Origin of the sequence: Thiolinea disciformis DSM 14473 (assembly GCF_000371925.1) — a bacterium.
GTDB lineage: Bacteria > Pseudomonadota > Gammaproteobacteria > Thiotrichales > Thiotrichaceae > Thiolinea > Thiolinea disciformis.
In genome coordinates, this window is the sequence record NZ_AQVE01000003.1 from 81,438 (window position 1) to 104,558 (window position 23,121).

Consider the following 23,121-nt stretch of genomic DNA (forward strand, 5'->3'; position numbering starts at 1 on the left):
CCTATCTGCCGTTTTATTAATTATTTAATAACTGATTCACAGCATTCACTAAATCTGTCTCAGCCACCTCATGTTGCACACCAGTTTTCATTTCCTTAATGAGGGCAACAGAACGAGCGAATTCATTTTCACCTGCAACCACGACTAATTTAAAACCTTTACGATCAGCAAACTTCATCTGTGCATTAAATTTGCGATTTTCCAAATACACTTCAGTATTAATGCCAGCAGCACGCAAATTAGCAGCATAACCTAAATACTTGGCAATTTGATCCGCTTGCATCACCGAAACCAGCACAGGAGCGACAGTTGGTGGTGGCACAGGAATCACACCCGCTTCCATCAATAAGGGTAAAAGACGCGTCAATCCAATTGAAATCCCAACCCCTGGGTATTTGCGTGTGGTAAAGAGGCCCGTTAGCTCATCATAGCGACCACCGCTACAAATACTGCCCAATTCAGGGTGACTCAATAGGCGTGTTTCATAAACCGTGCCAGTGTAATAATCCAAGCCACGCGCAATTTTTAAATCAATCGCAAAATTTTGCTTGGGAATCCCAAGGCTGATCATTGCATCGGTTACAATACGCAACTCCTCAACGCCCGCTTTATAAGTGTCGTTCAAATCTTTTTGCGCCAAGAACGCCAGCATTTCTTCAGTATTACCCTGCGCCATGAAAAAGCTAATGAGTTCATTAATCGCTTCAGACGCCACGCCCAAATCCACTAATTGCTGACGTGTTTTAGCCTCACCAATTTTTTCTAAACCATCGATAATACTAATAGCATCTTTAATTAAGGTTTCACTTAAGCCTAAACTCGCTAAAAAACCTTGTAAGATTTTGCGATTATTAATACGGATGAGGAACTCACCGATTTCCAGCTCTTTGAAGATGCGATAAATCACATAGGGCATTTCTGCATCATTCAACAGTGCTAATTCATTTTCACCAATGACATCAATATCACATTGATAAAACTGACGATAGCGGCCTGATTGCGCACGTTCACCACGCCAAACAGGTTGAATTTGATAACGACGGAAGGGGAAAATGAGCTGGCTTTGGTGTTGAGCGACATAGCGCGCCAAAGGCACGGTCAAATCGAAATGCAAGGCTAGTTCTTTGGCATCCTCACCAGCATCCGCTTTAAGGCGACGCAAACCATAAATCTCCTTGTCATTTCCCCCTTTGGCTAACAAGGTGGAGGTACGCTCTACGGCTGGCGTTTCAATGGGTACAGCACCCGCCAACTCGTAATTCTTGCGGATAATTGCAATCGCACGATTAAAAACGATCTGTTCTTCGGGTAAAAATTCGGGAAATCCAGAAATGGAGTCGGCCTTTTTACTCATAGCTTATTTGCACCATTAGCCTCAGACGGGAGGCTACGAGAGCCGACCACTATCCGTGTTTATTGAATGTGAGTGGTAGTGTGTTTGCATGTATTTCAGACTACCTTTTGCCGCGCGAGGATAGCAGTTTATGGCTAATCTGTCAGCTAACAAGCATCGCGACTAATGATGCTTCCATCGCTTCAATGTCTGCATCATCGGCATAAATCCCATCATTGATCAGGCGACACAGACCGTGTAAAGCTGCCCAGCTCACTTGTGCAACGCGCACCGCTGGCAAGTTATTGTTTAAGATAGACTGCGCTTGTAATGCCGTGACCTCGCTCAACCAGCGCTTAAAGCATTGTTTGGCGACTACCTCAAGGCTGGTGGTTGCTCCAGAATTTTTCCAAATCTCACGCCCATACATAAGGTCGTATTGCTCGCGATGCTGAGTGGCAAAGCTCACATAAGTATGTACAAACTGCTCAATGCGCTCCCGACCTTGCAAATCTTCTAAAGCGGTTAAGGTGGCTTCTTGCTGTACAAAACCCGCTTCAGCAATGGCACACAGTAATTCACGTTTGTCCTGAAAATGGTGATAAGGGGCAGCGCGGGATACACCGGTTAATTCTGCCAAACGCCGAATCGAGAGTGCATCAATCCCCTCGGTTTCTAATAAGCGCACAGCGGCTTCGACTAAGGTGGCGCGCAAATCGCCGTGATGATAGTGTGACTTTAATGCCTTCATAGACTTACATTATCAATATAACTTGACACCGTCAAGATTAAGCCCTAATCTTGACAACGCTAAGATAATAATTCAAGGAGTGAGATCATGACGGGAACTAGTGTGCAGTTAGTAATAAACGATGATATTGCGCATTTAACCTTGATTCGCGCTCAAGCTTATAACACCCTCGATGCCGCTTTTTGGCATGAATTTCCCAGTGCGTTAAAACAAGTGGCGGAAAGCACGGCTCGCGTTCTCATCATCTCATCGACCGGCAAACACTTTAGTGCAGGTATGGATTTAGCGGTTTTCAATCAGCCTGACCCACGTTTATTCAGTGGTGAAGCCGGACGACGCGCTGAGTTTATGCACCGCCTTGTCTTAGAGCTTCAACATTGCTTTTCTAGCCTAGAAAACCTACGTATTCCCGTACTGGCCGCGATTCAAGGCGGCTGTATTGGCGGGGCATTAGATCTGGTGTGCGCTTGCGATAGCCGTTATTGCACCACCGACGCAAGTTTTTGTGTCAAGGAAACGCAGCTCGGGATTGTCGCTGATTTAGGCACCTTGCAACGCTTACCTACCCTTGTGAATCCGGGTTTAGCACGCGAATGGGTCTATACCGCTCGTACCGTCAATGCGGATGAAGCCTTGCGTAGTGGCTTAGTGAATCAGGTATTTGAATCCCAAGACGCTATGCTAAAAGCTATACACGAGATTGCTCAGCAAATAGTTAGAAATTCGCCTTTGGCCGTTTATGGCAGCAAGCATTTATTAAATTATGCGCGCGATCATTCGACAGCGGATAGTTTGGCTTATACGGCGGCATGGCAAAGTGGCATGTTCCAGCCCACTGATATGAGCGAGAGTTTTGTCGCAAAAACACAGAAACGCGCCCCGCATTATCAGCCGCTACACACGCTTGAACCTATTATGACCCGCAAGCCATTTAACAAAGAATAAGCATGGAGTTAAGTACTTTTTTAAATGCCTTCACCGGACTCATGGTTATCATCGACCCGATTGGCGCTGCTATTTTTTTCCATGCCATTTTACCGACGGAAGCGCTACAACACCGGCGCGTGATGGCGGTGAAAGCGGTGGCGATCAGCTGTATTTTAATGGTCGCGTTTGGTCTTTATGGTGAGCCTTTACTACATAAACTCGGTATTGATATTAATGCGCTACGCATCGCTGGCGGATTACTGCTTTTTTACAGTGCCTTTGGCATGATTACCGGCCACGAAGAAGTCTCAGAAACTACCTTAGATGATGTTTCTGTCTACCCTATGTCGATTCCGATTTTAGCGGGCCCCGGCGCGCTGACCTTATGTATTCTTTTATTTTCTAATGCCAATAACTTTACCCAGCAAATCTCCGTTACCTTGGCGATTATTAGCGTGTTGCTCATTACTTTGCTGCTTTTATTGTACGCGCACTATATTCAAAAAGTGATTGGCAAAACGGGGGATGAAATTTTGCGGCGCTTTTTGGGCGTCATACTCGCTGCCTTAGCAATTCAATTTATCTACGATGGTGTTACCAACATAGGAAGTGTCACATGAGTCAAGCCTATCCACATTTGTTTCAGCCGCTAGACTTAGGCTTCACCCAATTAAAAAATCGTATTTTGATGGGTTCGATGCACTTAGGGCTAGAAGAATTGCCGAATGGATTTGAGCGCATGGCTCGCTTTTATGCCGAACGTGCCAAGGGTGGTGTGGCTCTGATTGTGACGGGTGGTATTGCACCTAATGCTGAAAGTGCCATTTATCAACATGCGGCGGCTTTAGACCATGAATCTAAATTAGCTCCGCACCGATTGATCACCGAGGCAGTCCATGCCGAGGGCGGCAAAATCTGCCTACAAATCTTACATACCGGTCGTTATGCCTATAATCCAGACTTAGTCGCGCCTTCTGCCATCCAAGCGCCAATTACTCCTTTCAAACCGAAAGCCTTAGATGAAGCAGGCATCCAAAAGCAGATCATTGATTTCGTCAACTGTGCCACACTGGCACAACAAGCTGGCTACGATGGTGTGGAAATCATGGCGTCGGAAGGCTATTTTCTTAATCAGTTCATTGCGGCACGCACCAATCAGCGCGATGATGCTTGGGGTGGTAGCTACGAAAATCGGATTCGCTTACCACTAGAAGTGATGCGCCAAGTACGCGCTGCGGTAGGACGCGAATTTATTATTATTTTCCGCTTATCCATGCTCGATTTAGTAGAACAAGGCAGCACCTACGATGAAGTCGTGCAACTGGGTCAAGCCATCGAACAAGCTGGTGCAACGATTATTAATACTGGCATTGGCTGGCATGAAGCGCGCATTCCAACGATTGCTACCAAAGTTCCGCGCGGCGCATTCACTTGGGTCACTAGCGCAGTACGCAAAGCCTTGTCGATTCCGGTGATTACCTCAAACCGCATCAACACCCCCGAAGTCGCTGAAGCAATTTTAGCACGCGGTGATGCGGATATGGTGTCTATGGCGCGTCCGTTCTTGGCCGATCCAGAGTTTGTTCGCAAAGCAGAGCAAAACCGCAGTGCTGAAATCAATACCTGTATTGCGTGTAATCAAGCCTGTTTAGATCATATTTTTGTCGGTAAAGTCACCAGTTGCTTAGTTAATCCTAGCGCGTGTGATGAGGAAAATTTCACCTTAACACCGACAAAAACCATCAAGAACATTCATGTAGTGGGTGCCGGTCCTGCGGGCTTAGCCTTTGCGGTCAATGCCGCGAAACGTGGTCATCAAGTGACCTTGTATGATGCCGGTCCTGAGATTGGCGGCCAATTCAACATCGCCAAACGTATTCCGGGTAAAGAAGAGTTTAATGAGACCTTGCGTTATTTCCGCGTTCAACTCGAAAAAACAGGGGTTGTACTAAAACTGAATACTAGCGTTAGTGCGGAATTTCTCAATAACACGACTGCCGACGAAATCGTGTTAGCGACTGGAATCACACCACGCAAACCTATTATCGAAGGCATCGATCATCCCAAAGTGTTGGGCTATTTGGATGTCTTGAAAGGTGCAACACTGGGTAAATCCGTAGCGATTATTGGAGCGGGCGGCATTGGTTTTGATGTAGCAGAATTCATTACCCACGATCACGATGATAGCAGTATGAACATTCCACACTTCATGGCCAAATGGGGCGTGGATATGAGCTTGACGCAGCGCGGTGGCTTGGCACAAGACGGCGCAAAAGATACTCTCGCTAGTCGCACCGTTTACTTATTGCAACGTAAAAAAAGCAAAGTTGGTGACGGTTTAGGTAAAACCACTGGCTGGATTCACCGCACGGATTTAAAGCGTCGGGGTGTACACATGTTCTCCCAGTGCGATTATCAAAAAATCGATGATGACGGCTTACATTTAACGATTGCTGGTGAAGCAAAAATTTTACCGGTGGATCATGTGATTATCTGTGCCGGACAAGAGCCGCGCCGCGACTTGCAAACGCAGATTACGCGCTGTCCTGTACACTTGATTGGTGGCGCGGATGTGGCGGCGGAATTGGATGCGAAACGCGCGATTCTGCAAGCAACCCAGTTAGCATTAACTATCTAAAAAATTAAAAACATTATAGCGAATAAGTTGGAGGAAACTTATGCCTGATTATAAAGCACCCCTACGTGATATGCGCTTCTTGTTGCACGAAGTGCTCGACATGACCACGCACTACCAAACACTGCCGGGTAGTGAAGACCTAGACGCCGATACGGTCGATGCTATTCTGGAAGAAGGTAGTAAATTTGCCGAGCGCGTATTAGGTCCTTTGAATGGGGTAGGTGATCGCCAAGGTTGTCAATTCAATCAGGGCGTGGTCACCACACCGGATGGCTTTAAAGAAGCGTATCAGCAATATGTTGAGGGAGGATGGCCTGCATTATCACATCGCCCTGAATACGGTGGACAAGGTTTGCCCGATTCGCTTGGCATTATCATGAATGAGCTGATCGGTACAGCCAACTGGGCTTGGTCTATGTACCCGGGTTTGAGCCATGGCGCGATGAACACCTTAGAAATTCATGGCACCGAAGAGCAAAAGCAAACCTATTTAACCAAGCTGGTGAGTGGTCAATGGACAGGCACTATGTGTCTGACCGAATCCCATTGTGGTACGGATTTAGGCTTGTTGCGCACTAAGGCCGAGCCACAAGCTGATGGCAGTTATAAAATCACTGGTACCAAAATTTTCATTTCCGCTGGTGAACACGATATGGCCGAAAATATCGTTCACATTGTGTTGGCTCGTTTACCGGATGCCCCTGCTGGCACAAAAGGTATTTCGTTATTCATCGTACCGAAGTTTTTACCCAACGCTGAGGGTGACATTGGGGAACGTAATGCGGTGCAATGCGGCTCCATCGAACACAAAATGGGCATTCATGGCAATGCAACGGCAGTATTGAATTTTGATGGCGCGAAAGGCTTTTTGATTGCTGAGCCGAATAAAGGCTTGCAAGCGATGTTCGTATTCATGAACACAGCGCGTCTGGGTACAGCGATTCAAGGGTTGGCGCATGCTGAATGGGCCTTCCAAAATTCCCTAACGTATGCCAAAGACCGCTTACAAATGCGTGCGTTGAATGCACCCGCATTCCCTGATAAACCAGCCGATCCGATTATTGTCCATCCGGCCGTGCGCACCATGTTACTCACCCAAAAAGCTTTTGCCGAAGGTGGACGTGCTTTAGTGTATTTTGCTGCTCAGCAAGCGGACAAAGTCAGTCGTTCGGCTCAGGCGGAAGACAAAGAATACGCCGATAATTTGCTCGCCTTCCTCACCCCTATTGCGAAAGCCTTCCTGACTGAATGCGGTTTTGAAGCGGCGAATCATGGCTTACAAGTGTTTGGTGGACATGGCTATATTCAAGAGTGGGGCATGGAGCAAAACGTGCGTGATAGCCGTATTTCCATGCTGTATGAAGGTACTACCCAAGTTCAAGCACTGGATTTATTAGGCCGCAAGGTGCTAATGACTCAAGGTGAATCACTCAAACGTTTTACCAAAATTATTCACTTATTTTGCAAAGAGCACGCCGACCATCCCGAGCTTCAAGCCTATATCAAACCTTTAATGGAGTTGAATAAAGAATGGGGCGACTTGACCATGCAGATCGGCATGAAGTCGATGCAAAATCGTGATGAAGTAGGCGCTGCATCGGTTGAGTATTTAATGTACTCTGGGTATGTGACATTGGCGTATTTATGGGCAAGAATGGCAGCGGTCGCACAACAACAATTAGCAGCTGGCACATCAGAAGCGGACTTTTATCGCGCTAAATTAGCCACTGCTAACTTCTATTACCAGCGCATTCTGCCACGCACACGCAGTCTAGTCGCCATTATCTCAGCAGGCTCTGCTAGCTTAATGGCCTTAGACTCAGCGCACTTTAGTTTTTAAGGAGGAGGAATATTAATGAGTGAGATTCACGCTTTACTAGAAGGGATGCAAGCACGCTTTAACCCCAAAGCCGCCACCGGAATGGACGAAGTGTTTCAGTATGACATCGAAGGGGTTGGTTCTTGGCAAGTCAAAGTGGCTGATGGAAAAAGTACCCTAACGCAAGGCACACCAGACGATGCTTCAGTGACATTAATGACCGACCCAGACACTTTACACGGTGTATTAACGGGCGAAGTGGACGGCATGCAAGCGTTCATGAGCGGCAAAATAAAAGCCTCTGGTAATATCATGCTGGCAATGCGCCTCAATGATTTATTTCCGCAAGCCTAACCCTAGACAACGGAGTACCCCATCATGTTGATGCAAGGTCAAGCGATCCGTGTCGCAGCGATTGAAGCGGGCATCGTGGAGATCACCTTCGATCTCCAAAACGAGTCTGTTAATAAATTTAATCAAACGACACTGGAAGAACTCGCGACTGCTGTAAAAACCGTTCAAGCACAAGCAGATTTGAAAGGCGTGCTATTCACGAGCGCCAAGGATGTGTTTGTTGTTGGCGCGGATATTACCGAGTTCACCAAAATTTTTGCCTTAGGTGCAGAAGCGATTGAAACGTTTCTTCACGATATCAATGGCTTATTTAATTCGATTGAAGATTTAGCAGTTCCCACGGTTGTTGCCATTAATGGTGTAGCCTTAGGTGGGGGCTTTGAATTATGCCTAAGCTGCGATTACCGTGTAGCCGCTGATAGCGCTAAAGTGGGTTTACCGGAAGTAAAACTAGGGATTCATCCGGGTTGGGGCGGTTCAGTACGCTTGCCACGTTTAATTGGTGTGGACAATGCCAATGAATGGATTTGTGGCGGGTCGGAAAAAACAGCGGCAGCCGCTTTCAAAGATGGTGCTGTCGATGCCGTCGTGCCGGCGGCTCAATTACGCGAAGCCTCGCTAGATTTATTGAAAAAGGTCATCGCAGGCGATTTTGACTACAAGGCGCGCCGTCACGAAAAAACCACGCCGATTTTACTCAACTCAATTGAGCAGATGATGGCGTTTGAATCCGCACGCGGTGTGATTGGTGCCCAAGCGGGCCCGCACTACCCCGCGCCGTTGCAAGTGTTGAAAGTCATGCAAAAAGGCGTGACCCAAAACCGTGAAGGTGCATTAGCGACTGAAATTAAGAGCTTTGCCCAATTAGCCGTCAATGACGTTACTGCTGCTTTGGTTGGCATTTTCTTAAAAGATCAATACGTCAAAAAAGTCGCCAAACAATACGAAAAACAAGCACAGCCCGTTAAACAAGCAGCCGTCTTAGGCGCTGGTATTATGGGTGGCGGTGTCGCCTATCAATCGGCTTCGCGTGGCATACCTATTTTAATGAAGGACATTAGTCCGCAAGCCCTGCAGTTAGGCATGGATGAGGCCACTAAGTTATTAGATGGTCAATTAAAACGCGGCAAATTAAGCGCGGCGGCAATGGCGAAAACCATTAGCCAAATTACGCCAACCTTGAGTTATGGTGATTTTGGCACAACGGATTTAGTGGTTGAGGCTGTTGTTGAAAATGTTGGCATTAAAAAGAAAGTCTTGGCTGAAGTCGAAGCACTCCTAAAAGAAGATGCGATACTCACGTCAAATACGTCTACTATTTCCATTAATGAATTAGCTACCGCACTCAAACGTCCCGAAAATTTCTGCGGTATGCACTTCTTCAATCCGGTGCATCGGATGCCCCTCGTTGAAGTGATTCGCGGCGAGAAAACCAGCCCGACTGCCTTAGCACGCACCGTAGCTTATGCACGCGCCATGGGCAAAACCGCGATTGTGGTCAATGACGGCCCTGGTTTCTTAGTGAATCGTATTTTGTTCCCCTACTTCGGTGGCTTTACGGCTTTATTGCGCGATGGTGCGGATTTCCGTCGTGTGGATAAAGTCATGGAAGGCTTTGGCTGGCCGATGGGTCCCGCTTATTTGCTAGATGTGGTGGGCATGGACACGGCGCACCATGCGAATTCAGTGATGGCAGACGGTTTTCCTGATCGCATGAAGAGTGATTATGAAACAGCGATTGATAAACTCTATGCCCTAAAGCGCCTCGGCCAGAAAAATAATCTGGGCTTCTATCGCTATGAGGTCGATCGCAAGGGCAAACCACAAAAGCTGCAAGATCCAGAAATCGATCAGTTGCTACAAGGGGTTGTGGGTGCGGCACATGAATTCACCGATCAAGAAATTATTGAGCGCATGATGATTCCTTTGTGCATTGAGGCAGCGCGTTGCTTGGAGCAAGGTATTGTCGCAAGCCCTGCAGAGGCCGATATGGCGCTAATTTATGGCATTGGTTTCCCACCGTTTAGGGGGGGTGCTTTCCATTATTTAGATCAGATTGGCTTAAAGAACTTCTGCGATATGGCCGAGAAATATGCAAGTTTAGGCCCCCTTTATCACCCCACTGAAAAAATGAAAGCGATGGCTGCCACAGGCGAACGCTATTTTCCGCAAGGAGGTCAATCATGAGTTTATCATTATCTGATGTCGTGATTGTCGACGGCATTCGCACCCCGATGGGACGTTCCAAAGACGGCGTCTTTCGCCATGTTCGCGCTGAAAAATTATCAGCCTTAGTCATTAGTGGCTTATTGAAACGCAATCCAGCACTACAAGGTGACATGATTGAGGACGTGATTTGGGGCTGCGTGAACCAAACCTTGGAACAGGGTTTCAATATTGGCCGCAATGCTGCTTTATTAGCTGGCTTACCTCATGCGGTCGCAGCGCAAACCGTAAATCGTTTGTGTGGCTCGTCCATGTCCGCGTTGCATATCGCGGCACAGTCGATTATGACTGAAGCCTATGGCGATATTTTCATCGCAGGTGGCGTCGAGCACATGGGTCACGTAAAAATGGATCATGGCGTGGATATTAATCCCGAAATGTCCAAATATGTCGCTAAAGCCGATATGCTGATGGGCGTGACTGCAGAAATGCTCGGCAAAATGAATGGCATTGACCGCAAAATGCAAGACGAATTTGCGGCACGTTCGCATCGTTTGGCTCATGCAGCAACGGTTGAAGGGCGTTTTGCACGCGAGATCTTGCCCGTTGAAGGTCATGATGACAATGGTTTCAAAACCTTGGTCAAGACAGACGAAGTGATTCGCCCTGAAACGACGGTTGAAACCTTAGCTGAATTGAAACCTGTGTTTGTACCTAAAGTCGGAACGGTAACTGCGGGTTCTTCTTCTGCGCTTTCCGATGGTGCAGCGGGTTTATTAGTGATGTCGGCGGTAAAAGCACAAGCGCTTGGTTTGAAACCGCGTGCACGGATAAAGAGTATGGCAGTCGCTGGCTGTGATCCTGCGATTATGGGTTACGGCCCAGTGCCCGCATCGCAGAAAGCGCTGAAACGTGCAGGTTTGAGCATCAATGATATTGATTATTTCGAGTTAAATGAAGCCTTCGCAGCACAAGCTTTATCCGTGATGAAAGGTTTAAAAATCCTCGAAAAAATGGATCAGATCAATATCAATGGTGGCGCCATTGCCTTGGGTCATCCGTTGGGATGTTCCGGTGCGCGTATCATCAATGCCTTGATGAATGTGCTCGAAACTAAGGACGCTACACTCGGCCTAGCCAGCATGTGCATCGGCATGGGCATGGGCATTACTACGATTATTGAGCGCGTCAACTAAAGCGCCTTTCTATCTCAAACAGGGTTAGATACTAGCCCTGTTTCTCAGTGGGGCATTGAAGCTCTCGCATACGTGACATACGTTATGCACCATTAAACCTTCAAACGCTCACACAATCCCGCGTCCCTCTTTTAACCACTCCTGTTGACTGAATTCCTTCTTTAATAAGTGCTCGTTTACTAGCAAAGTAGTGTGCAGCACTCAATGATAGAGTTATTCACAGAACACAGAGTGTTAGTCCTAGAAGCTAAGCTAGCTTAACCTTAAAACACCACGGTTTTAATGAAAAATGCATTGTCTTCAATATCCGTTATGATACCCAACACTCCGATAATGAGATGTCGACCATGACAGTTAGCGCCAATACCATCAAACACACGACCTGCTACGAATGTGATGCCAACTGTGCTTTCACCGTAACGCTCAATGCGCAGCAAGAAGCTATCGCCGTAGAAGGTTTGCCGAATTGTCCGCGTGGGCAAATGCAGTTGGAGCGGCAATATCATCCTGAGCGTTTGCTCTATCCCCTAAAACGTGTTGGCGCCAAAGGGTCGGGGCAATTTGAAAGGATTAGCTGGGATGAAGCGCTGGATACGATTGTTGCGGAATTGAATAAAGCCAAAGCCAAATATGGCGCACCTGCGGTTGGATTCTTTGCAGGCTATACCAAAGAAGCACGCCCACAATTACAGCGTTTAGCCCATGCCTTTGGTAGCCCGAATTATCTCACCGAGTCCGGTTGCTGTTTCTCAGCAACGATGGTGGCGGAAAAGCTCACTTATGGTTATAAACTGAAAACCACTTCCACCGTCGAATCGCCCAAAACCAAATGTGTATTAGTCTGGTCGACGAATGCCTCTGGCTCGATTCCACCGTTTGAGCATCATCATCTCGCCAAGAAGAAAAAAAATCGCAAAATGATCGTGGTTGATCCGCGCCGCACAGAAACTGCTGAACTGGCGGATATTCATCTACAAATCCGCCCTGGCACTGATGGCGCATTAGCGCTCGGTTTTCATCATTTGATTTTTGAGAATGGCTGGCAAGATCAGGCATTTTTGGATGAATGGGCAAATGGTTTGGATGCTTTCCGCGAGTATATTCGCGCATTTACACCAAGCCGTGTTGCCAACATTTGCGGCATCCCAGAAGCTGATTTGCGCGCTGCAGTGGAAATATTTGCGACTACCCTACCCTCACAGATTGCCATGTCCCCGACTTCCACCGTGCAACATAGCAATGGCTTTCAAAATCATCGTGCAATGATTCTACTCTCTGCTGTGCTTGGAATGATTGATCGCGAAGGGGGCAATCGTTTTTTCAATGACAAAGTGCTACCCAAACCGATTGAGTTATTCGATGTATGTGTGAAGGAATTACCGCCACGGATTGGCGATGAAGTTTTTCCGATTTGGACGAAGTATTGGCCTGCGGGACAAAGTATGTTGATGCCGGATTGTATTCTGGAGGGCAAACCACAGCCAATGCGCGCACTCTTAGCGATGGGTATTAATACGGCGATGTGGGCCAATTCCAAGCGTATGGAACATGCCTTGAGCACACTGGATTTCTTTGCCGTTTCTGATTTTTTCCACAACCCTGCTACCTTGCAAGCCGATATTGTCTTACCTGCTGCCACCAGCTTAGAGCGCCCCGCTTTAATCGCTTACCCAGGCTGTGCCTACCAAGGTGAGGTGAAATATCGCCACCAAGCTTTGCCAGTACGTGGTGAAGCGAAAGCGGATGGCCAGATATTTCTGGAAATTGGTGTACGCTTAGGGATGGCAGAACAATTCTGGCATGGTGATTTAGAAGCCTCTTGGGCGGAAATGGCGCAAGGTTTACCGGAAAAAGTCCGTGAAGAGGCTTATGCCAAGCCTGAAGGCGTAATCGTTTATAGTCCTGTGATTGAAGAATTAGTGGAGCGTGGATTTTTGGATGCTGATCGTCAATGGCGTATTAATGGCTTTAAAACCGCGACCGGCAAAATTGAATTCGACTCAGTGGAATTGCAGCAAAAAGGCTATGATGGTTTACCCATTTATCGCGAGCCTGCTGAAAGCCCCCTGTCTACGCCAGAATTATTGCCTGACTATCCGCTGGTGTTGACATCAGGTGGGCGACAGAAATACTTCACGCATTCACAACAACATAATGTTGCGCCCATGCTCAAGCTCGATCCTTACCCGCGCGTTCAGATTCACCCCGCTGATGCAGCGCAGCGCCAAATTCAACATGGCGATACTGTAGCCATTAGCTCGCGTCGCGGCAAAGTCATTTTCCGTGCGGATGTGACAGACAAAATGAAACAAGGGGTTGTACACGCTTTCCACGGCTGGAATAGCGCGAATATTAATGAACTAACCGACGATCAAAGCCTCGATCCTATTAGTGGTTTCCCACCCTTTAAATCTTTACTGTGTCAGGTTCAACGTGTTTCGAGTGAATAACGAGGACTCGGCGTCACATCAATTACACGGTTGGGATGAATGATTTCAATCTCCACTAATTGACTGTGCAAGCGATTTACATTCACAAATCGACCTTTGGCGCGCTCTGCTTGGCAGATAGCAAGCACTTGGGTAGGTGTGAGGTTTTCGCGAATTATTTCTGTTATCGGTTTCATGGCGGACACTCCACGCAAAACAATTACCTTAATGGTAATTGAATTAGCATAAAGCAAAAACCACATACCTGCTGTATTCAGCAGATAAGCGTCTATTCACCCATCACTCCCCTTGCAACAGGGGCAATGATGGATGTGTGGCAGTTTAAACGCTTTACTGTTGATACTTATTAAAGCAAGGCGGGCGCGGGTCAATATGACAGGGGCGCACTGCTCTAAAATTAGATGGATATTGTGGCTGTCTGACCTGAGTCGCTTGACCTTGTTGCTGTGGACGTTGCTGTTGGGCGGGTCGCGCTGGATTAGGACGTTGTACAGGCGGTCTTGCCGCCGGTGGTTGTGACACCGGTGGTGGTTGATAGCTTGGCGGTTCAGGTTGTACCGGATATTGCTGCCAAGGATCAGGCTGCATAGGATACTGTTGATACTGCCATGGATCAGGTTGAGTAGGATAAGAAGGATAAGGATCTTGGTCTTGATAACTTTGGCCAGGCCCTTGATTAGGATAGAAACCGGCTTGCGCCTGATAACTAAGTGCTAACGCTACAACAGCAACGACCAATGGTTTAGCTAATTTCGCCATACTTATAATCTCCAACAAGCTAGAAGATTGTCATCATCCCTGTAAGGCTCCGTTATTCAGCAATTCGGGTTATTTCATCCTTGAGTGAATCGGGTATTACTTAATGATGATAAATTAGGTTTGTGCACTAACTAGATTGTGGATGACTTAATAGCTTAGGGGCAATGACACACGTCTGCTATTTAGCACCGTATAGCAATTAAAATGGGGTTAAATATAAAAGCGGTCGGAGTTTGTTATACTAATAAAGCTTTTTTGTAAAAGTTCTATGCAATATAACAAATCCGACCTAGGGGGACAGTTAAGCGATCAAGCTTTCTTGATTCGCCATTTGATCAAGTCTTAATAACATTTGTACTAATTGGTTAGATAACTGATACATTTCAGTTAAAGCGCGATATTGCCCTAATTCATCACCTATTTCCTGACATTCCAAGGTTCTAGCACTGGCCTCATGAAAACGCTCGTGCGCCTCCACCATGTCATTAAATAATTGGCGCGCCGTAGCGTTAAATTGAGCCGCATAGGCAACACCGTCACTATAAATCCATTTGCCGAGCGCGCAACAACGGCAATCGGTTCCTTTAAAACTCCCTTTTCCTGCTAGTGTTGATTTAATCTTATCTAAATATTGCACATGATCATTCATACGGTGCAAAAAAAATATATGCTTTTGTATCATTTTTTCAACTCAAATTTTATAACTAGCCCATTGAATTGATGAAGTTAATCGTGAATGTTTTATAGTTGTATCAAATTTAACTTAACGACAAAAACAATACTTAACGCAAAACGAAGATTGCGAAAAATTCACGCCCCCACCGCCTACCTAAAACCTAGCCTACCCCAGTTGGCTAGCTTTATGCTCTAGGATTTGTTGCGCTGCATTGAGCGGTTTTAGGTTAAACTCCCGAATCAAGTTAGCACTACTATTTAATAAATGCTGAGCTTGATTAAAGTCTTCCTCTAACAACAAATCACGAATTTTTTCATGTTGATATAAAACTACTTCACGGCTTAAACGATCGACAGCCGGATGGAAGGGGGCAATATCACGAATCGCACGCACATAGTACAACACCCCTTGTTGTGCCGAAGAAAACAGCCCTTTTGCTAAAGCTTCATCCGCTCTTTGCAAAAGCTCATCAAGGCTTAGTGCTGGCTGAGGCGCAGGCACAGCCGCTTTAGGCATAACTTTCTGCGCCGCTATAGCACTACGCATGACTTGTATAGAATGTTCAGGTGCTAAGGTAGCTTGAGCTGGTGGCGACTTGACAACATCAGCTTGTACTACTCCTTTAGCGCTTACCTCTGTATTTTTTTCTTCAAGCACAGGCGCTGACAGCACCACTAGCGGTTCTAGCTTAGGTGTTTCGGTTTGGCTTGGAGCGCGCTTAGAGAGCTCGCGCTTCATGACCACTTTTGTTTCCAGCTTTTTACTAGCCGCCGATTTATTAGTACTTTCTTTAGCTGACTTTCCAGACTTACTGGAGGCCATGACGACCTGATTAGATTCAGAAACTGCTTTTTTCTGAGCCATATCAGTCAAGCCTTTTTGTGGTAATGCGGCGACTAACTCGTCTTTTACAGCTTGCATGGCCAAACTAGGGACGACTTGAGTGTCGTTTACTTGATCGTTGTTTAAACGTGGTTCTTCTAGCACTGGCGTGATTAACACCCGACTATCGCCTAAGTAATCTTGCAGGGTCGGTAATACATCAATACTTTCTGGCGTTGTTATAACTGGCGTTCTAATCACCTCTACTGCATTCGCAGCGGCAAGCTTTAAGGCTTTTTCTGCAGTCAATTGTTCATGCAAAACGGCCGCTGTGACTGTACCCAAAGCAATCATCATAGCAAGCACCCCCAAGCCCACCTTAAACCATGGCTTCGCTTGAACCAGCGTTAAGCTAGTTTGCGGATTTTGCAAGGCTTGTAGAGCGGGAGCAAAAGCGGTGGCAAGCACATACATTGCAGGATCTTTACCTACTAATAAAAAAGCCGCCTCAGTACGAGCCTTGAGGTAATGTTGCCCCACTAAATAACCTAGCTGACTGCTGGCGCGACGTTGCATGACCGTATTCTGCCCACCAATAGCGGTTACACTTTGGAGGCTACCGCTGGTATTGGGATAATCTAAAACAAGATAGGTCTTGTGACTATCCAGACCAAAGCGCAGTGGTGTCAGTATCCAAGGTTTATGCAGTTGCTTTGCCGTAGCTGCTACTTGCTGAAACAGTGCCGCAATCGGCATAGTTTCGGATAATACTTTCGGAAGTATATGAATCGTTACTAAGGAATGAGCGCCATGTGTCTGTGCACGTTCTAAATCTCGCGCACGGTAAACCTCCCCAATACTGGACACCGCTAAGCAATCTAGCAAAGCATAACGCCCTTCCAGTATTTGATAGCCCATACTGGTTTTCATCATCCCATTGCCCTCAAGTTAACTTATTCATGTTCGGTTTATATTGCTTGCATCTTATGCCGACAAACGGTAGATGAAAGTAAGAATTAAAGTGTAACGGTAACAACTTCTGCATTTTCTCAACTCTAAGTTAAAAAATATCGAGAAATTGCCCTCTTTCCTGCGATTTGTTACGTGACTCTGTGGATGGTTTTGAACACAATACTCATCTTTGGTTAAGCTAAGCGGTTAAGAAAAATAAACAATTAAATCGTCTTAAATTCGATATGTGTCGCAATTTACTAATTAAGTCAGAGTGTTATGGTAAGCAAAGAGAGCATCCAACAGGAATTGGAGCGGATACTTGCGAGCAGCCTTTTTAATGGAAAAAAACAGGCTAGTAAGTTCTTACAGTATATTGTTATGGAAACGCTACAAGAACGCGGTGACCGCATCACTCAATATGGCATTGCTATTGAGGCACTTGGTAAATCCGCTGACTATAACCCGACTGAAAGCCCAGCGGTACGCGTTGAAGCAGGGCGTGTGCGTAAATTATTAGATGAATACTACGCCACCGAAGGTTCTTCCAGTAGTTATCGCATTGAATTGCCTACTGGGGGATATACACCCAATTTTAAACAAGCTGATACATCACAGCTACCTTGGCGACGTTTAGGGGCAAAACGAGTCCAGTCGACAGGGCCTAAAATTTATATAGCCTCACAAAATCCTATCTCCATTCGACATGATGGGCTACGTAGCTTGGTCTATGACCTGCGCTCTACCCTACCGGTCATGCTAGGTAAATTACGCACGATTCAGATTGCACTAACTGATCCCGGGCACTATACCCGCCACGCCAGCAATGCCCTAGAGTACGCATGGCAACATCACCAAGCAGAGTTTTTACTCCAATCAGAAGCTAGTCTCTCGGGTAAAAATTTTAATGTCCGCTATGTGCTAATTCACACCTTATCGCGTGAAGTAGTTTGGTCTGGTGACATTGCGCTACAACCCCGTCATGATGCCCAAACCCCAACCTTAGACCCTATGTATCAATGGCTTATGACCGAAGTATTTAGCTTACACCAAGGGGCAGCAATGACCTTCTGGAGTCGCTATTGGCATAAACGTGGTCAAATTCCCAGCCATTATCAAATCTTGGTCGAGCATATTCGTTTTATCCAAGAAAGCTTTAGTGAAGTGCATTTTCGCGATTTTTGGATCGCCTGTGAAAAACGCACCCGTCATTATAACGATGATTCTCTAGCGCATTTACACTATGCGATGGCCTGTTTCTATGCCTATATGCTCAAAGTCGACATGGGTATGACGCGTATGGACTTAGAGGATTTATGGCAACGCCAAGCCCTAAGCTCCTTAGAATTGAATCCGGGGAATGCGTTAGCTCATGCAGCTTTTGCTTTAAATTGCTATGCACGTGGCGAAGTAGAGCTGTGCAATGTAGAAATTCAAACTGCACGCAATGCTAATCCTTTAGATATTTATTGTGGTCGTTTCATGGCAGTGGGTTTATGCGCTTTAGGCTCATGGGAAAGCAGTTTTGCGCTACTCAAAACAATTTTTGGATATAACTCCTCTTACCCTGATCCTTTACGCACTGTGCCCTGCCTTTACTATTTTCGTCGCAGCCATTACTCACAACTGGCCGTACAAGAAAACAGCTTTAATGATTTAGGGGGTTGGAATCAATTTGGCAAATTGGTTAAACATTGCCAAAGTGGTCATTGTCAGGGTTGTTTACGCGAGCTAAGCCACGCCGTAGACTTTTTACCGAATGCTTCTACAGAAACTAACAAATCAGATAGTCTACTGTGGACTGCTAAAGAAAATGTAGCGCTCGCTAAAAAACTCATCCAAGTAAAGTAACACATGCTTATTGTTACTTGACTAAAAGTGTCAACTTTAAAACTTTAGTTTTATAAAATCACTCGTTTTTTATCAAAAATGGCGAACCTTATACAATACAAGTGAGATTCAAACGGCATCGCTACTGAGTATTCATCAACAGGCCATGTAACGTTTTTCAAACAAGGTGTTTACTGGATAAACGTTAAACGACAATGCTCAATTGCCTGCTCGGTCTCTTGCTTCAACCACTTAGCATTATCCGCCAAAATACCCGTAAATAAACTGGCTTGGCGTTCAGGCGGGGTTTTATAAACACAACGTCCTGTGGTTAAAGTTTCTTCATCACGCATCAGACTTAAATCCGCTTGATAATCCAAGGCGTAAGTTTGTTTGCCTAGTTGATAGACCGGCCGCCATTGCGTTGTGCGTACATCCAAGGCGACGTTTAGTACGCTATCACCTTCACCGCTTAATCCATACTGCTGCTTTAATTGTTGTGCTAGAGCAAGTTCAATACTTTTTGCAGGGTCAATGAGTTGAAAACGTTTTTGAATTTCTGAGCCACGGGTGGCGGCCCTAATCCCCGCCGCCACCGAAACAACACTCGATACCGGAGAAACCGCTCCCAGAGCACGTGCCGCCATTTGCTCTGATTGTGAGCTATAAGAAAATGCGGAGGTATCTTGTTGTCTCAATACCAAGCGCGCTTGTTGAAGCTGCTCGGCTTGTGCTGCATTAAGCCGAGCCTTTTGGGGAGAAACACTACAAGCCACTAGGCACATACTACTGATTAAGATCACCCCATAAGTCTGATCTAACATTCTCTCCTCCCGTCTTTAAGCTAGGATTATTTGCTGAGCTTAGCATTAGCCAAGATTGGCTCAAAATAGCGATAATGCCCTACTATTGGCCATGCGAACAAGACATCCTCAATATTGGCCCCTTCATTAATATTATGCCCAATTAAAGGCCGCTGACCATCCTCACTACGCTCTTTCAAAACCACACCAATATGAAATTGTTTTTCATTGAGCTGCCAAATGACCAAATCACCCGCCTGATACTGATCGGGGTTATCACTTATTGGTAGGGCTTTATTTTTACGCTCAAAAAATGTCTTAAGATTTAAGACACGACGATGGTCAATATTAGGATCAGGCGACCTTTTACCCCACGTTTTAGGGTATTCGCTAAAGGCTTTGCGCATATCTTCATGCACCATTTTCTGCAAATCGACACCTTGCGCACGAAAGGCTCGAATCACAACATCAGTGCAGACACCTGTCTCTGGCTCTACATCCCCCCCTGGATAAGCCAGCTTGACATAAGTTGGATCATAAGAGCGCGTAACTTTAGTTTGCTCATGCACCGACTTGACCAGCTTGGCAATATGCTCTGGCAAAGCGGGCTTTAATTTAGGCGGGCGAATCGTAGTCGAAGGCTTAGCCTCTCTGTCCCACCAAGGCCAAGGCAAACGTGGAATCAGTAAATAAGGGGGTGCCGATAGTTCAGGTTCAACGTTTGCAACAGGTGGGTAGGCAGAGATAGGCGGACTAGGTTCAATACTCACCTGAGGTGGAATGTTTAGCGCTTGTGATTGCCAATACTGCCACACCCACCATAAGAGAGCGGCTGCTAAACCAATCACAGCAAAATCAAAACCTAACCACCAATATCGCGTTTTCATAGTACCTACGCTCGTTATTATTTATCTAGCTCAAGATCGGATCGATACCTGCTTACGGCACAGGATAAAGCGCCGTAATGGAGGGAATATGTCCCCACTGTATAGCACATTCCACGCCGTACACTTTGCGCAACAGTGCTTCGGTTAATACTTGTGGTGGTGTGCCTTGTGCTACAACGCGACCTTGTTGTAACAAATAAAGCTGGTCACAATAACGTGCTGCCAAGGATAGATCATGTAATACCACTATCACACCCGCTTCACCCTGCGCAATATCACGCAATAACTGCATAATCTGTAATTGATGTGCCAAATCCAGCATCGCGATTGGCTCATCCGCCAATAAGACTCGCGGCTGTCCTGCTAGTGCACGCGCCAGTAATACCCGACTACGTTCTCCCCCTGATAAGGTTTGGGCACTACGCTTGCGCAAATGCAGCACATTTGTGGCCTCTAAAGTGTGCTCTATCGCGGCCTCATCCACTGCACTGATAGTTTGCCAAGGTGTCAAATGGGGCAAGCGCCCCAAAGCCACCAAACGCTCAACCGACAAAGGCCAATGAATGGCGCCTTGTTGCTCCAGCCACGCTAACACACGGCCACGCTCCCTAGCAGGCCAAGCGCTTAAAGGCTTACCGAGCAATTGAATATCACCTTGCTGTGGCTTATATAAACCTGCTAATAATTTTAATAAAGTCGATTTACTGGCACCATTTGGGCCGATTAAGCCAATCAACTGCCCTGCTTGTAAACTGAGGCTAATGTCGTCTAACACGGTCTGTTGAGCGTAGCTGAAGCTTAGATTATGGGCGTGGATTAGCATTAGATTTGCTCGTAGCGACTACGCAAAATCAGATGCAGGAAAAACGGCGCACCCACTAAAGCCGTCAAAACCCCCACTTGCAACGTTGACTCACTCGGAATCAAACGCACACCAATATCAGCAGCCAAGACTAATGCTGCCCCCCCTAAAGCTGAAACGGGCAATAAACGTGCAGGATCATATTGTACGAGCGGACGAAGCAAATGCGGCACCACTAAACCCACAAAGCCAATCATACCGGTGGTTGCGACCGCAGCCCCTAGGGCAAAAGCAATCGCTAATAATATACGCCAACGTAACCACAAGGTTTGGACACCTAAGGTGCTCGCTGTTTGTTCCCCAAGACTTAAGGCTCTGAGGCCATGTCCTATACCCAATAATAGTAACCAGCCCAGTACAGTAAAGGGCAACATCAACCAAAAATCATCCATACTGCGGTCAGTCAAGTCGCCTAACGTCCATAGCACTAATTCGCGCATGGCATAAGGACTCGGTGCTAAATTAAGCAATAAGGACATCATCGCGCCCATCAACGCATTAATAGCCACACCCGCCAAAATCAGCGTTGTGATACCAGCCGAACGCCCTGTCAGCACAAAAATTAATAGGGTGGTCAATAAAGCGCCCACCATACTCGCTAAAGGTAATAAATAACTAAAATTCGCCTGCCAGCCATAATACAATACAATAATCGCTCCCAAGGCCGCCCCACTCGCACTACCGATTAAATCAGGACTGGCCAAAGGATTACGTAATAGGCCTTGCATGGCCGCACCACACAGCCCTAACGTCGCGCCAACACTTAAGCCAATCAAAGCACGTGGCAAACGAATTTCAGTGAGAATAATAGCGACTATAGAGGAAGTGTCGTGTAGGCTCGCTTGAGCAGCCTGCCAAATTGGTAAGGGATTTCGTCCTATCATCAGCGAGCTTATAAATAAGGTGAGGACTAAAGCGCTTAATAAAGCTACTAAGAGTGAATAGCGCATTAGGGCGTTGTACCTACAGTGAGTTTTAGGCGTTCCGCTTGCAACTGTTCAATCACATCGATTAACCAAGGCCCTTCACAAATGGTGAGCTTGCTCGGTATTTGAATAATGTGCGGTGAAAAAGCGCTACTTTTTAAAGCACGATGCGCTAACAAGGCTTGTGCACGTGAATAAGTGCCTGCGCGATAAGGCGAGTCTATTAAAGCCAGTGGCTTTAAACGAATTAAATCTTCCAAGGCGATTTGCCCATAACTGTTAATCCCAAGTTGTGTGGCAGCATTTTGCCATCCCGCCTGATGCAATATTTCACCCCGTAAAGAAGCATCGCCCACGGTATAACCATTCGCTTCATACACCACCACTAAAGGAGCATTGGAAACAGGCGCTGACGCTTGAGCCAAACGTTGCTGCATTTGTTGAATAATAGTGGTAGCGCGCTCTGGTTGTCCTACTAACTCCCCGATACGGCGAATATTATTAAATACCTCATTAAGACTATTCGGAATTGGCAAGGTTTCCACCGGAATGCCGAGTTTTTTAAGTAATTGCACCGTTGCTACATGCGCGTATTCGCCTGCAATCACTAAATCCGGCTTGAAGGGTAACACCTCTTCGGCCAAACCTTTATTCGTCGGATAAGCCAAGGCTTTTTGATAATAATAAGAGGCATCCGGATCGTGAGCCAACTGCGTTAAGGCGGCAATTTGTTGCGGCTCAGCTAATAAGATTAATAGCTGATCAACGCAGAGATTCATCGAAACAATACGCTGTGGTGGTGCATTTTCAGCACCTGACCCGCCTGAAAAGAGCATTAAAAATAAGCTTAGCCATAAGCTGAAACGAAAAACCATTTAGCATTTGTCAATGTGGGGGTGGTGAAGTAGGATGATAGCGTGCCTTTATGGCGAGTCAAAGCTTTACGCTTAAATCAACTTGAGGAGAGAATT

General features: G+C 46.4%; 20 protein-coding genes. 9 read left to right on the forward strand and 11 right to left on the reverse strand.

The genetic code is table 11. The annotated features are described in order from the left end of the window. Positions 1–16: 16 nt before the first annotated feature. Together hisS and A3IE_RS0103285 are read right to left on the reverse strand one after the other, a co-directional pair. Positions 17–1,354: a histidine--tRNA ligase gene (hisS, locus tag A3IE_RS0103280; RefSeq protein ID WP_020394157.1), complete on the reverse strand. Its 1,338-nt coding sequence runs from the start codon at positions 1,352–1,354 to the stop codon at positions 17–19. A gap of 142 nt (positions 1,355–1,496) precedes the next feature. Continuing rightward, entirely contained in the window at positions 1,497–2,084 is a 588-nt protein-coding gene (locus A3IE_RS0103285; RefSeq protein ID WP_020394158.1) for a TetR/AcrR family transcriptional regulator, read from the reverse strand. An 87-nt stretch (positions 2,085–2,171) separates the two neighbouring features. Between A3IE_RS0103285 and A3IE_RS0103290 the strand changes: the two genes are divergently transcribed. From A3IE_RS0103290 to A3IE_RS0103325, 8 genes are all read left to right on the forward strand, one after another. Beyond that, the gene (locus A3IE_RS0103290; RefSeq protein ID WP_020394159.1) at positions 2,172–3,029 is read left to right on the forward strand and encodes an enoyl-CoA hydratase-related protein; all 858 of its coding nucleotides are present in this window, start codon (positions 2,172–2,174) and stop codon (positions 3,027–3,029) included. Positions 3,030–3,031: 2 nt separating this feature from the next. Further along, positions 3,032–3,631, forward strand: a complete 600-nt coding sequence (locus A3IE_RS0103295) for a MarC family protein (RefSeq protein WP_020394160.1) — start codon at positions 3,032–3,034, stop codon at positions 3,629–3,631. After that, the gene (locus A3IE_RS0103300) at positions 3,628–5,649 is read left to right on the forward strand and encodes an oxidoreductase (RefSeq protein ID WP_020394161.1); all 2,022 of its coding nucleotides are present in this window, start codon (positions 3,628–3,630) and stop codon (positions 5,647–5,649) included. The genes A3IE_RS0103295 and A3IE_RS0103300 overlap by 4 nt, the downstream gene beginning before the upstream one ends. A gap of 40 nt (positions 5,650–5,689) precedes the next feature. Further along, positions 5,690–7,489, forward strand: coding sequence for an acyl-CoA dehydrogenase C-terminal domain-containing protein (locus tag A3IE_RS0103305; protein ID WP_020394162.1), 1,800 nt, complete (start codon positions 5,690–5,692; stop codon positions 7,487–7,489). Positions 7,490–7,504: 15 nt separating this feature from the next. Continuing rightward, complete coding sequence (locus tag A3IE_RS0103310) at positions 7,505–7,822, forward strand: SCP2 sterol-binding domain-containing protein (protein WP_020394163.1); 318 nt, start codon at positions 7,505–7,507, stop codon at positions 7,820–7,822. Between the two features lie 24 nt (positions 7,823–7,846). Then, entirely contained in the window at positions 7,847–10,009 is a 2,163-nt protein-coding gene (fadB, locus tag A3IE_RS0103315; RefSeq protein ID WP_020394164.1) for a fatty acid oxidation complex subunit alpha FadB, read from the forward strand. Next, positions 10,006–11,184 (forward strand): acetyl-CoA C-acyltransferase FadA, encoded by a 1,179-nt coding sequence (gene fadA, locus A3IE_RS0103320; protein WP_020394165.1) that lies wholly within the window; start codon positions 10,006–10,008, stop codon positions 11,182–11,184. The genes fadB and fadA overlap by 4 nt, the downstream gene beginning before the upstream one ends. A gap of 347 nt (positions 11,185–11,531) precedes the next feature. Next, a complete protein-coding gene (locus A3IE_RS0103325) occupies positions 11,532–13,634 on the forward strand; it encodes a molybdopterin-containing oxidoreductase family protein (RefSeq protein ID WP_020394166.1) in 2,103 nt (700 codons plus the stop codon). On the opposite strand, the gene A3IE_RS0103330 is transcribed toward A3IE_RS0103325, so the two are convergent. The 4 genes from A3IE_RS0103330 to A3IE_RS0103345 form a co-directional block, all read right to left on the reverse strand. Continuing rightward, complete coding sequence (locus tag A3IE_RS0103330) at positions 13,613–13,810, reverse strand: hypothetical protein (protein ID WP_083900570.1); 198 nt, start codon at positions 13,808–13,810, stop codon at positions 13,613–13,615. The two genes, A3IE_RS0103325 and A3IE_RS0103330, sit on opposite strands and share 22 nt — an antisense overlap. 154 nt (positions 13,811–13,964) lie before the next feature. Beyond that, on the reverse strand, positions 13,965–14,393 hold the full coding sequence (locus tag A3IE_RS0103335; RefSeq protein WP_020394168.1) for a hypothetical protein: 429 nt from the start codon (positions 14,391–14,393) through the stop codon (positions 13,965–13,967). Positions 14,394–14,694: 301 nt separating this feature from the next. After that, positions 14,695–15,075 (reverse strand): CZB domain-containing protein, encoded by a 381-nt coding sequence (locus tag A3IE_RS0103340; protein WP_020394169.1) that lies wholly within the window; start codon positions 15,073–15,075, stop codon positions 14,695–14,697. Between the two features lie 159 nt (positions 15,076–15,234). Next, the gene (locus A3IE_RS0103345; protein WP_026154755.1) at positions 15,235–16,824 is read right to left on the reverse strand and encodes a hypothetical protein; all 1,590 of its coding nucleotides are present in this window, start codon (positions 16,822–16,824) and stop codon (positions 15,235–15,237) included. A gap of 399 nt (positions 16,825–17,223) precedes the next feature. On the opposite strand from A3IE_RS0103345, the gene A3IE_RS21840 reads away from it, so the two are divergent. After that, a complete protein-coding gene (locus tag A3IE_RS21840; protein WP_157832828.1) occupies positions 17,224–18,693 on the forward strand; it encodes a hypothetical protein in 1,470 nt (489 codons plus the stop codon). A gap of 170 nt (positions 18,694–18,863) precedes the next feature. Here the strand turns inward: A3IE_RS21840 and A3IE_RS0103355 are convergent, their stop codons facing one another. The 5 genes from A3IE_RS0103355 to A3IE_RS0103375 are packed head-to-tail and all read right to left on the reverse strand — an operon-like array spanning position 18,864 to position 23,025. Next, a complete protein-coding gene (locus A3IE_RS0103355; RefSeq protein ID WP_020394172.1) occupies positions 18,864–19,496 on the reverse strand; it encodes a hypothetical protein in 633 nt (210 codons plus the stop codon). Between the two features lie 26 nt (positions 19,497–19,522). Beyond that, on the reverse strand, positions 19,523–20,362 hold the full coding sequence (locus tag A3IE_RS19760; protein WP_020394173.1) for a DUF1287 domain-containing protein: 840 nt from the start codon (positions 20,360–20,362) through the stop codon (positions 19,523–19,525). Between the two features lie 52 nt (positions 20,363–20,414). Beyond that, positions 20,415–21,185 (reverse strand): heme ABC transporter ATP-binding protein, encoded by a 771-nt coding sequence (locus A3IE_RS0103365; protein WP_020394174.1) that lies wholly within the window; start codon positions 21,183–21,185, stop codon positions 20,415–20,417. Then, positions 21,185–22,174: a FecCD family ABC transporter permease gene (locus A3IE_RS0103370; RefSeq protein WP_020394175.1), complete on the reverse strand. Its 990-nt coding sequence runs from the start codon at positions 22,172–22,174 to the stop codon at positions 21,185–21,187. The genes A3IE_RS0103365 and A3IE_RS0103370 overlap by 1 nt, the downstream gene beginning before the upstream one ends. After that, positions 22,174–23,025 (reverse strand): ABC transporter substrate-binding protein, encoded by an 852-nt coding sequence (locus A3IE_RS0103375; protein ID WP_020394176.1) that lies wholly within the window; start codon positions 23,023–23,025, stop codon positions 22,174–22,176. The genes A3IE_RS0103370 and A3IE_RS0103375 overlap by 1 nt, the downstream gene beginning before the upstream one ends. Positions 23,026–23,121: the final 96 nt, after the last annotated feature.

Bases quoted from the DNA above. Each gene is read 5' to 3' on its own strand.
- hisS (WP_020394157.1), bottom strand. From the start codon at position 1,354: ATGAGTAAAAAGGCCGACTCCATTTCTGGATTTCCCGAATTTTTACCC.
- A3IE_RS0103285 (WP_020394158.1), bottom strand. From the start codon at position 2,084: ATGAAGGCATTAAAGTCACACTATCATCACGGCGATTTGCGCGCCACC.
- A3IE_RS0103290 (WP_020394159.1), top strand. From the start codon at position 2,172: ATGACGGGAACTAGTGTGCAGTTAGTAATAAACGATGATATTGCGCAT.
- A3IE_RS0103295 (WP_020394160.1), top strand. From the start codon at position 3,032: ATGGAGTTAAGTACTTTTTTAAATGCCTTCACCGGACTCATGGTTATC.
- A3IE_RS0103300 (WP_020394161.1), top strand. From the start codon at position 3,628: ATGAGTCAAGCCTATCCACATTTGTTTCAGCCGCTAGACTTAGGCTTC.
- A3IE_RS0103305 (WP_020394162.1), top strand. From the start codon at position 5,690: ATGCCTGATTATAAAGCACCCCTACGTGATATGCGCTTCTTGTTGCAC.
- A3IE_RS0103310 (WP_020394163.1), top strand. From the start codon at position 7,505: ATGAGTGAGATTCACGCTTTACTAGAAGGGATGCAAGCACGCTTTAAC.
- fadB (WP_020394164.1), top strand. From the start codon at position 7,847: ATGTTGATGCAAGGTCAAGCGATCCGTGTCGCAGCGATTGAAGCGGGC.
- fadA (WP_020394165.1), top strand. From the start codon at position 10,006: ATGAGTTTATCATTATCTGATGTCGTGATTGTCGACGGCATTCGCACC.
- A3IE_RS0103325 (WP_020394166.1), top strand. From the start codon at position 11,532: ATGACAGTTAGCGCCAATACCATCAAACACACGACCTGCTACGAATGT.
- A3IE_RS0103330 (WP_083900570.1), bottom strand. From the start codon at position 13,810: ATGAAACCGATAACAGAAATAATTCGCGAAAACCTCACACCTACCCAA.
- A3IE_RS0103335 (WP_020394168.1), bottom strand. From the start codon at position 14,393: ATGGCGAAATTAGCTAAACCATTGGTCGTTGCTGTTGTAGCGTTAGCA.
- A3IE_RS0103340 (WP_020394169.1), bottom strand. From the start codon at position 15,075: ATGATACAAAAGCATATATTTTTTTTGCACCGTATGAATGATCATGTG.
- A3IE_RS0103345 (WP_026154755.1), bottom strand. From the start codon at position 16,824: ATGATGAAAACCAGTATGGGCTATCAAATACTGGAAGGGCGTTATGCT.
- A3IE_RS21840 (WP_157832828.1), top strand. From the start codon at position 17,224: ATGGAAACGCTACAAGAACGCGGTGACCGCATCACTCAATATGGCATT.
- A3IE_RS0103355 (WP_020394172.1), bottom strand. From the start codon at position 19,496: ATGTTAGATCAGACTTATGGGGTGATCTTAATCAGTAGTATGTGCCTA.
- A3IE_RS19760 (WP_020394173.1), bottom strand. From the start codon at position 20,362: ATGAAAACGCGATATTGGTGGTTAGGTTTTGATTTTGCTGTGATTGGT.
- A3IE_RS0103365 (WP_020394174.1), bottom strand. From the start codon at position 21,185: ATGCTAATCCACGCCCATAATCTAAGCTTCAGCTACGCTCAACAGACC.
- A3IE_RS0103370 (WP_020394175.1), bottom strand. From the start codon at position 22,174: ATGCGCTATTCACTCTTAGTAGCTTTATTAAGCGCTTTAGTCCTCACC.
- A3IE_RS0103375 (WP_020394176.1), bottom strand. From the start codon at position 23,025: ATGGTTTTTCGTTTCAGCTTATGGCTAAGCTTATTTTTAATGCTCTTT.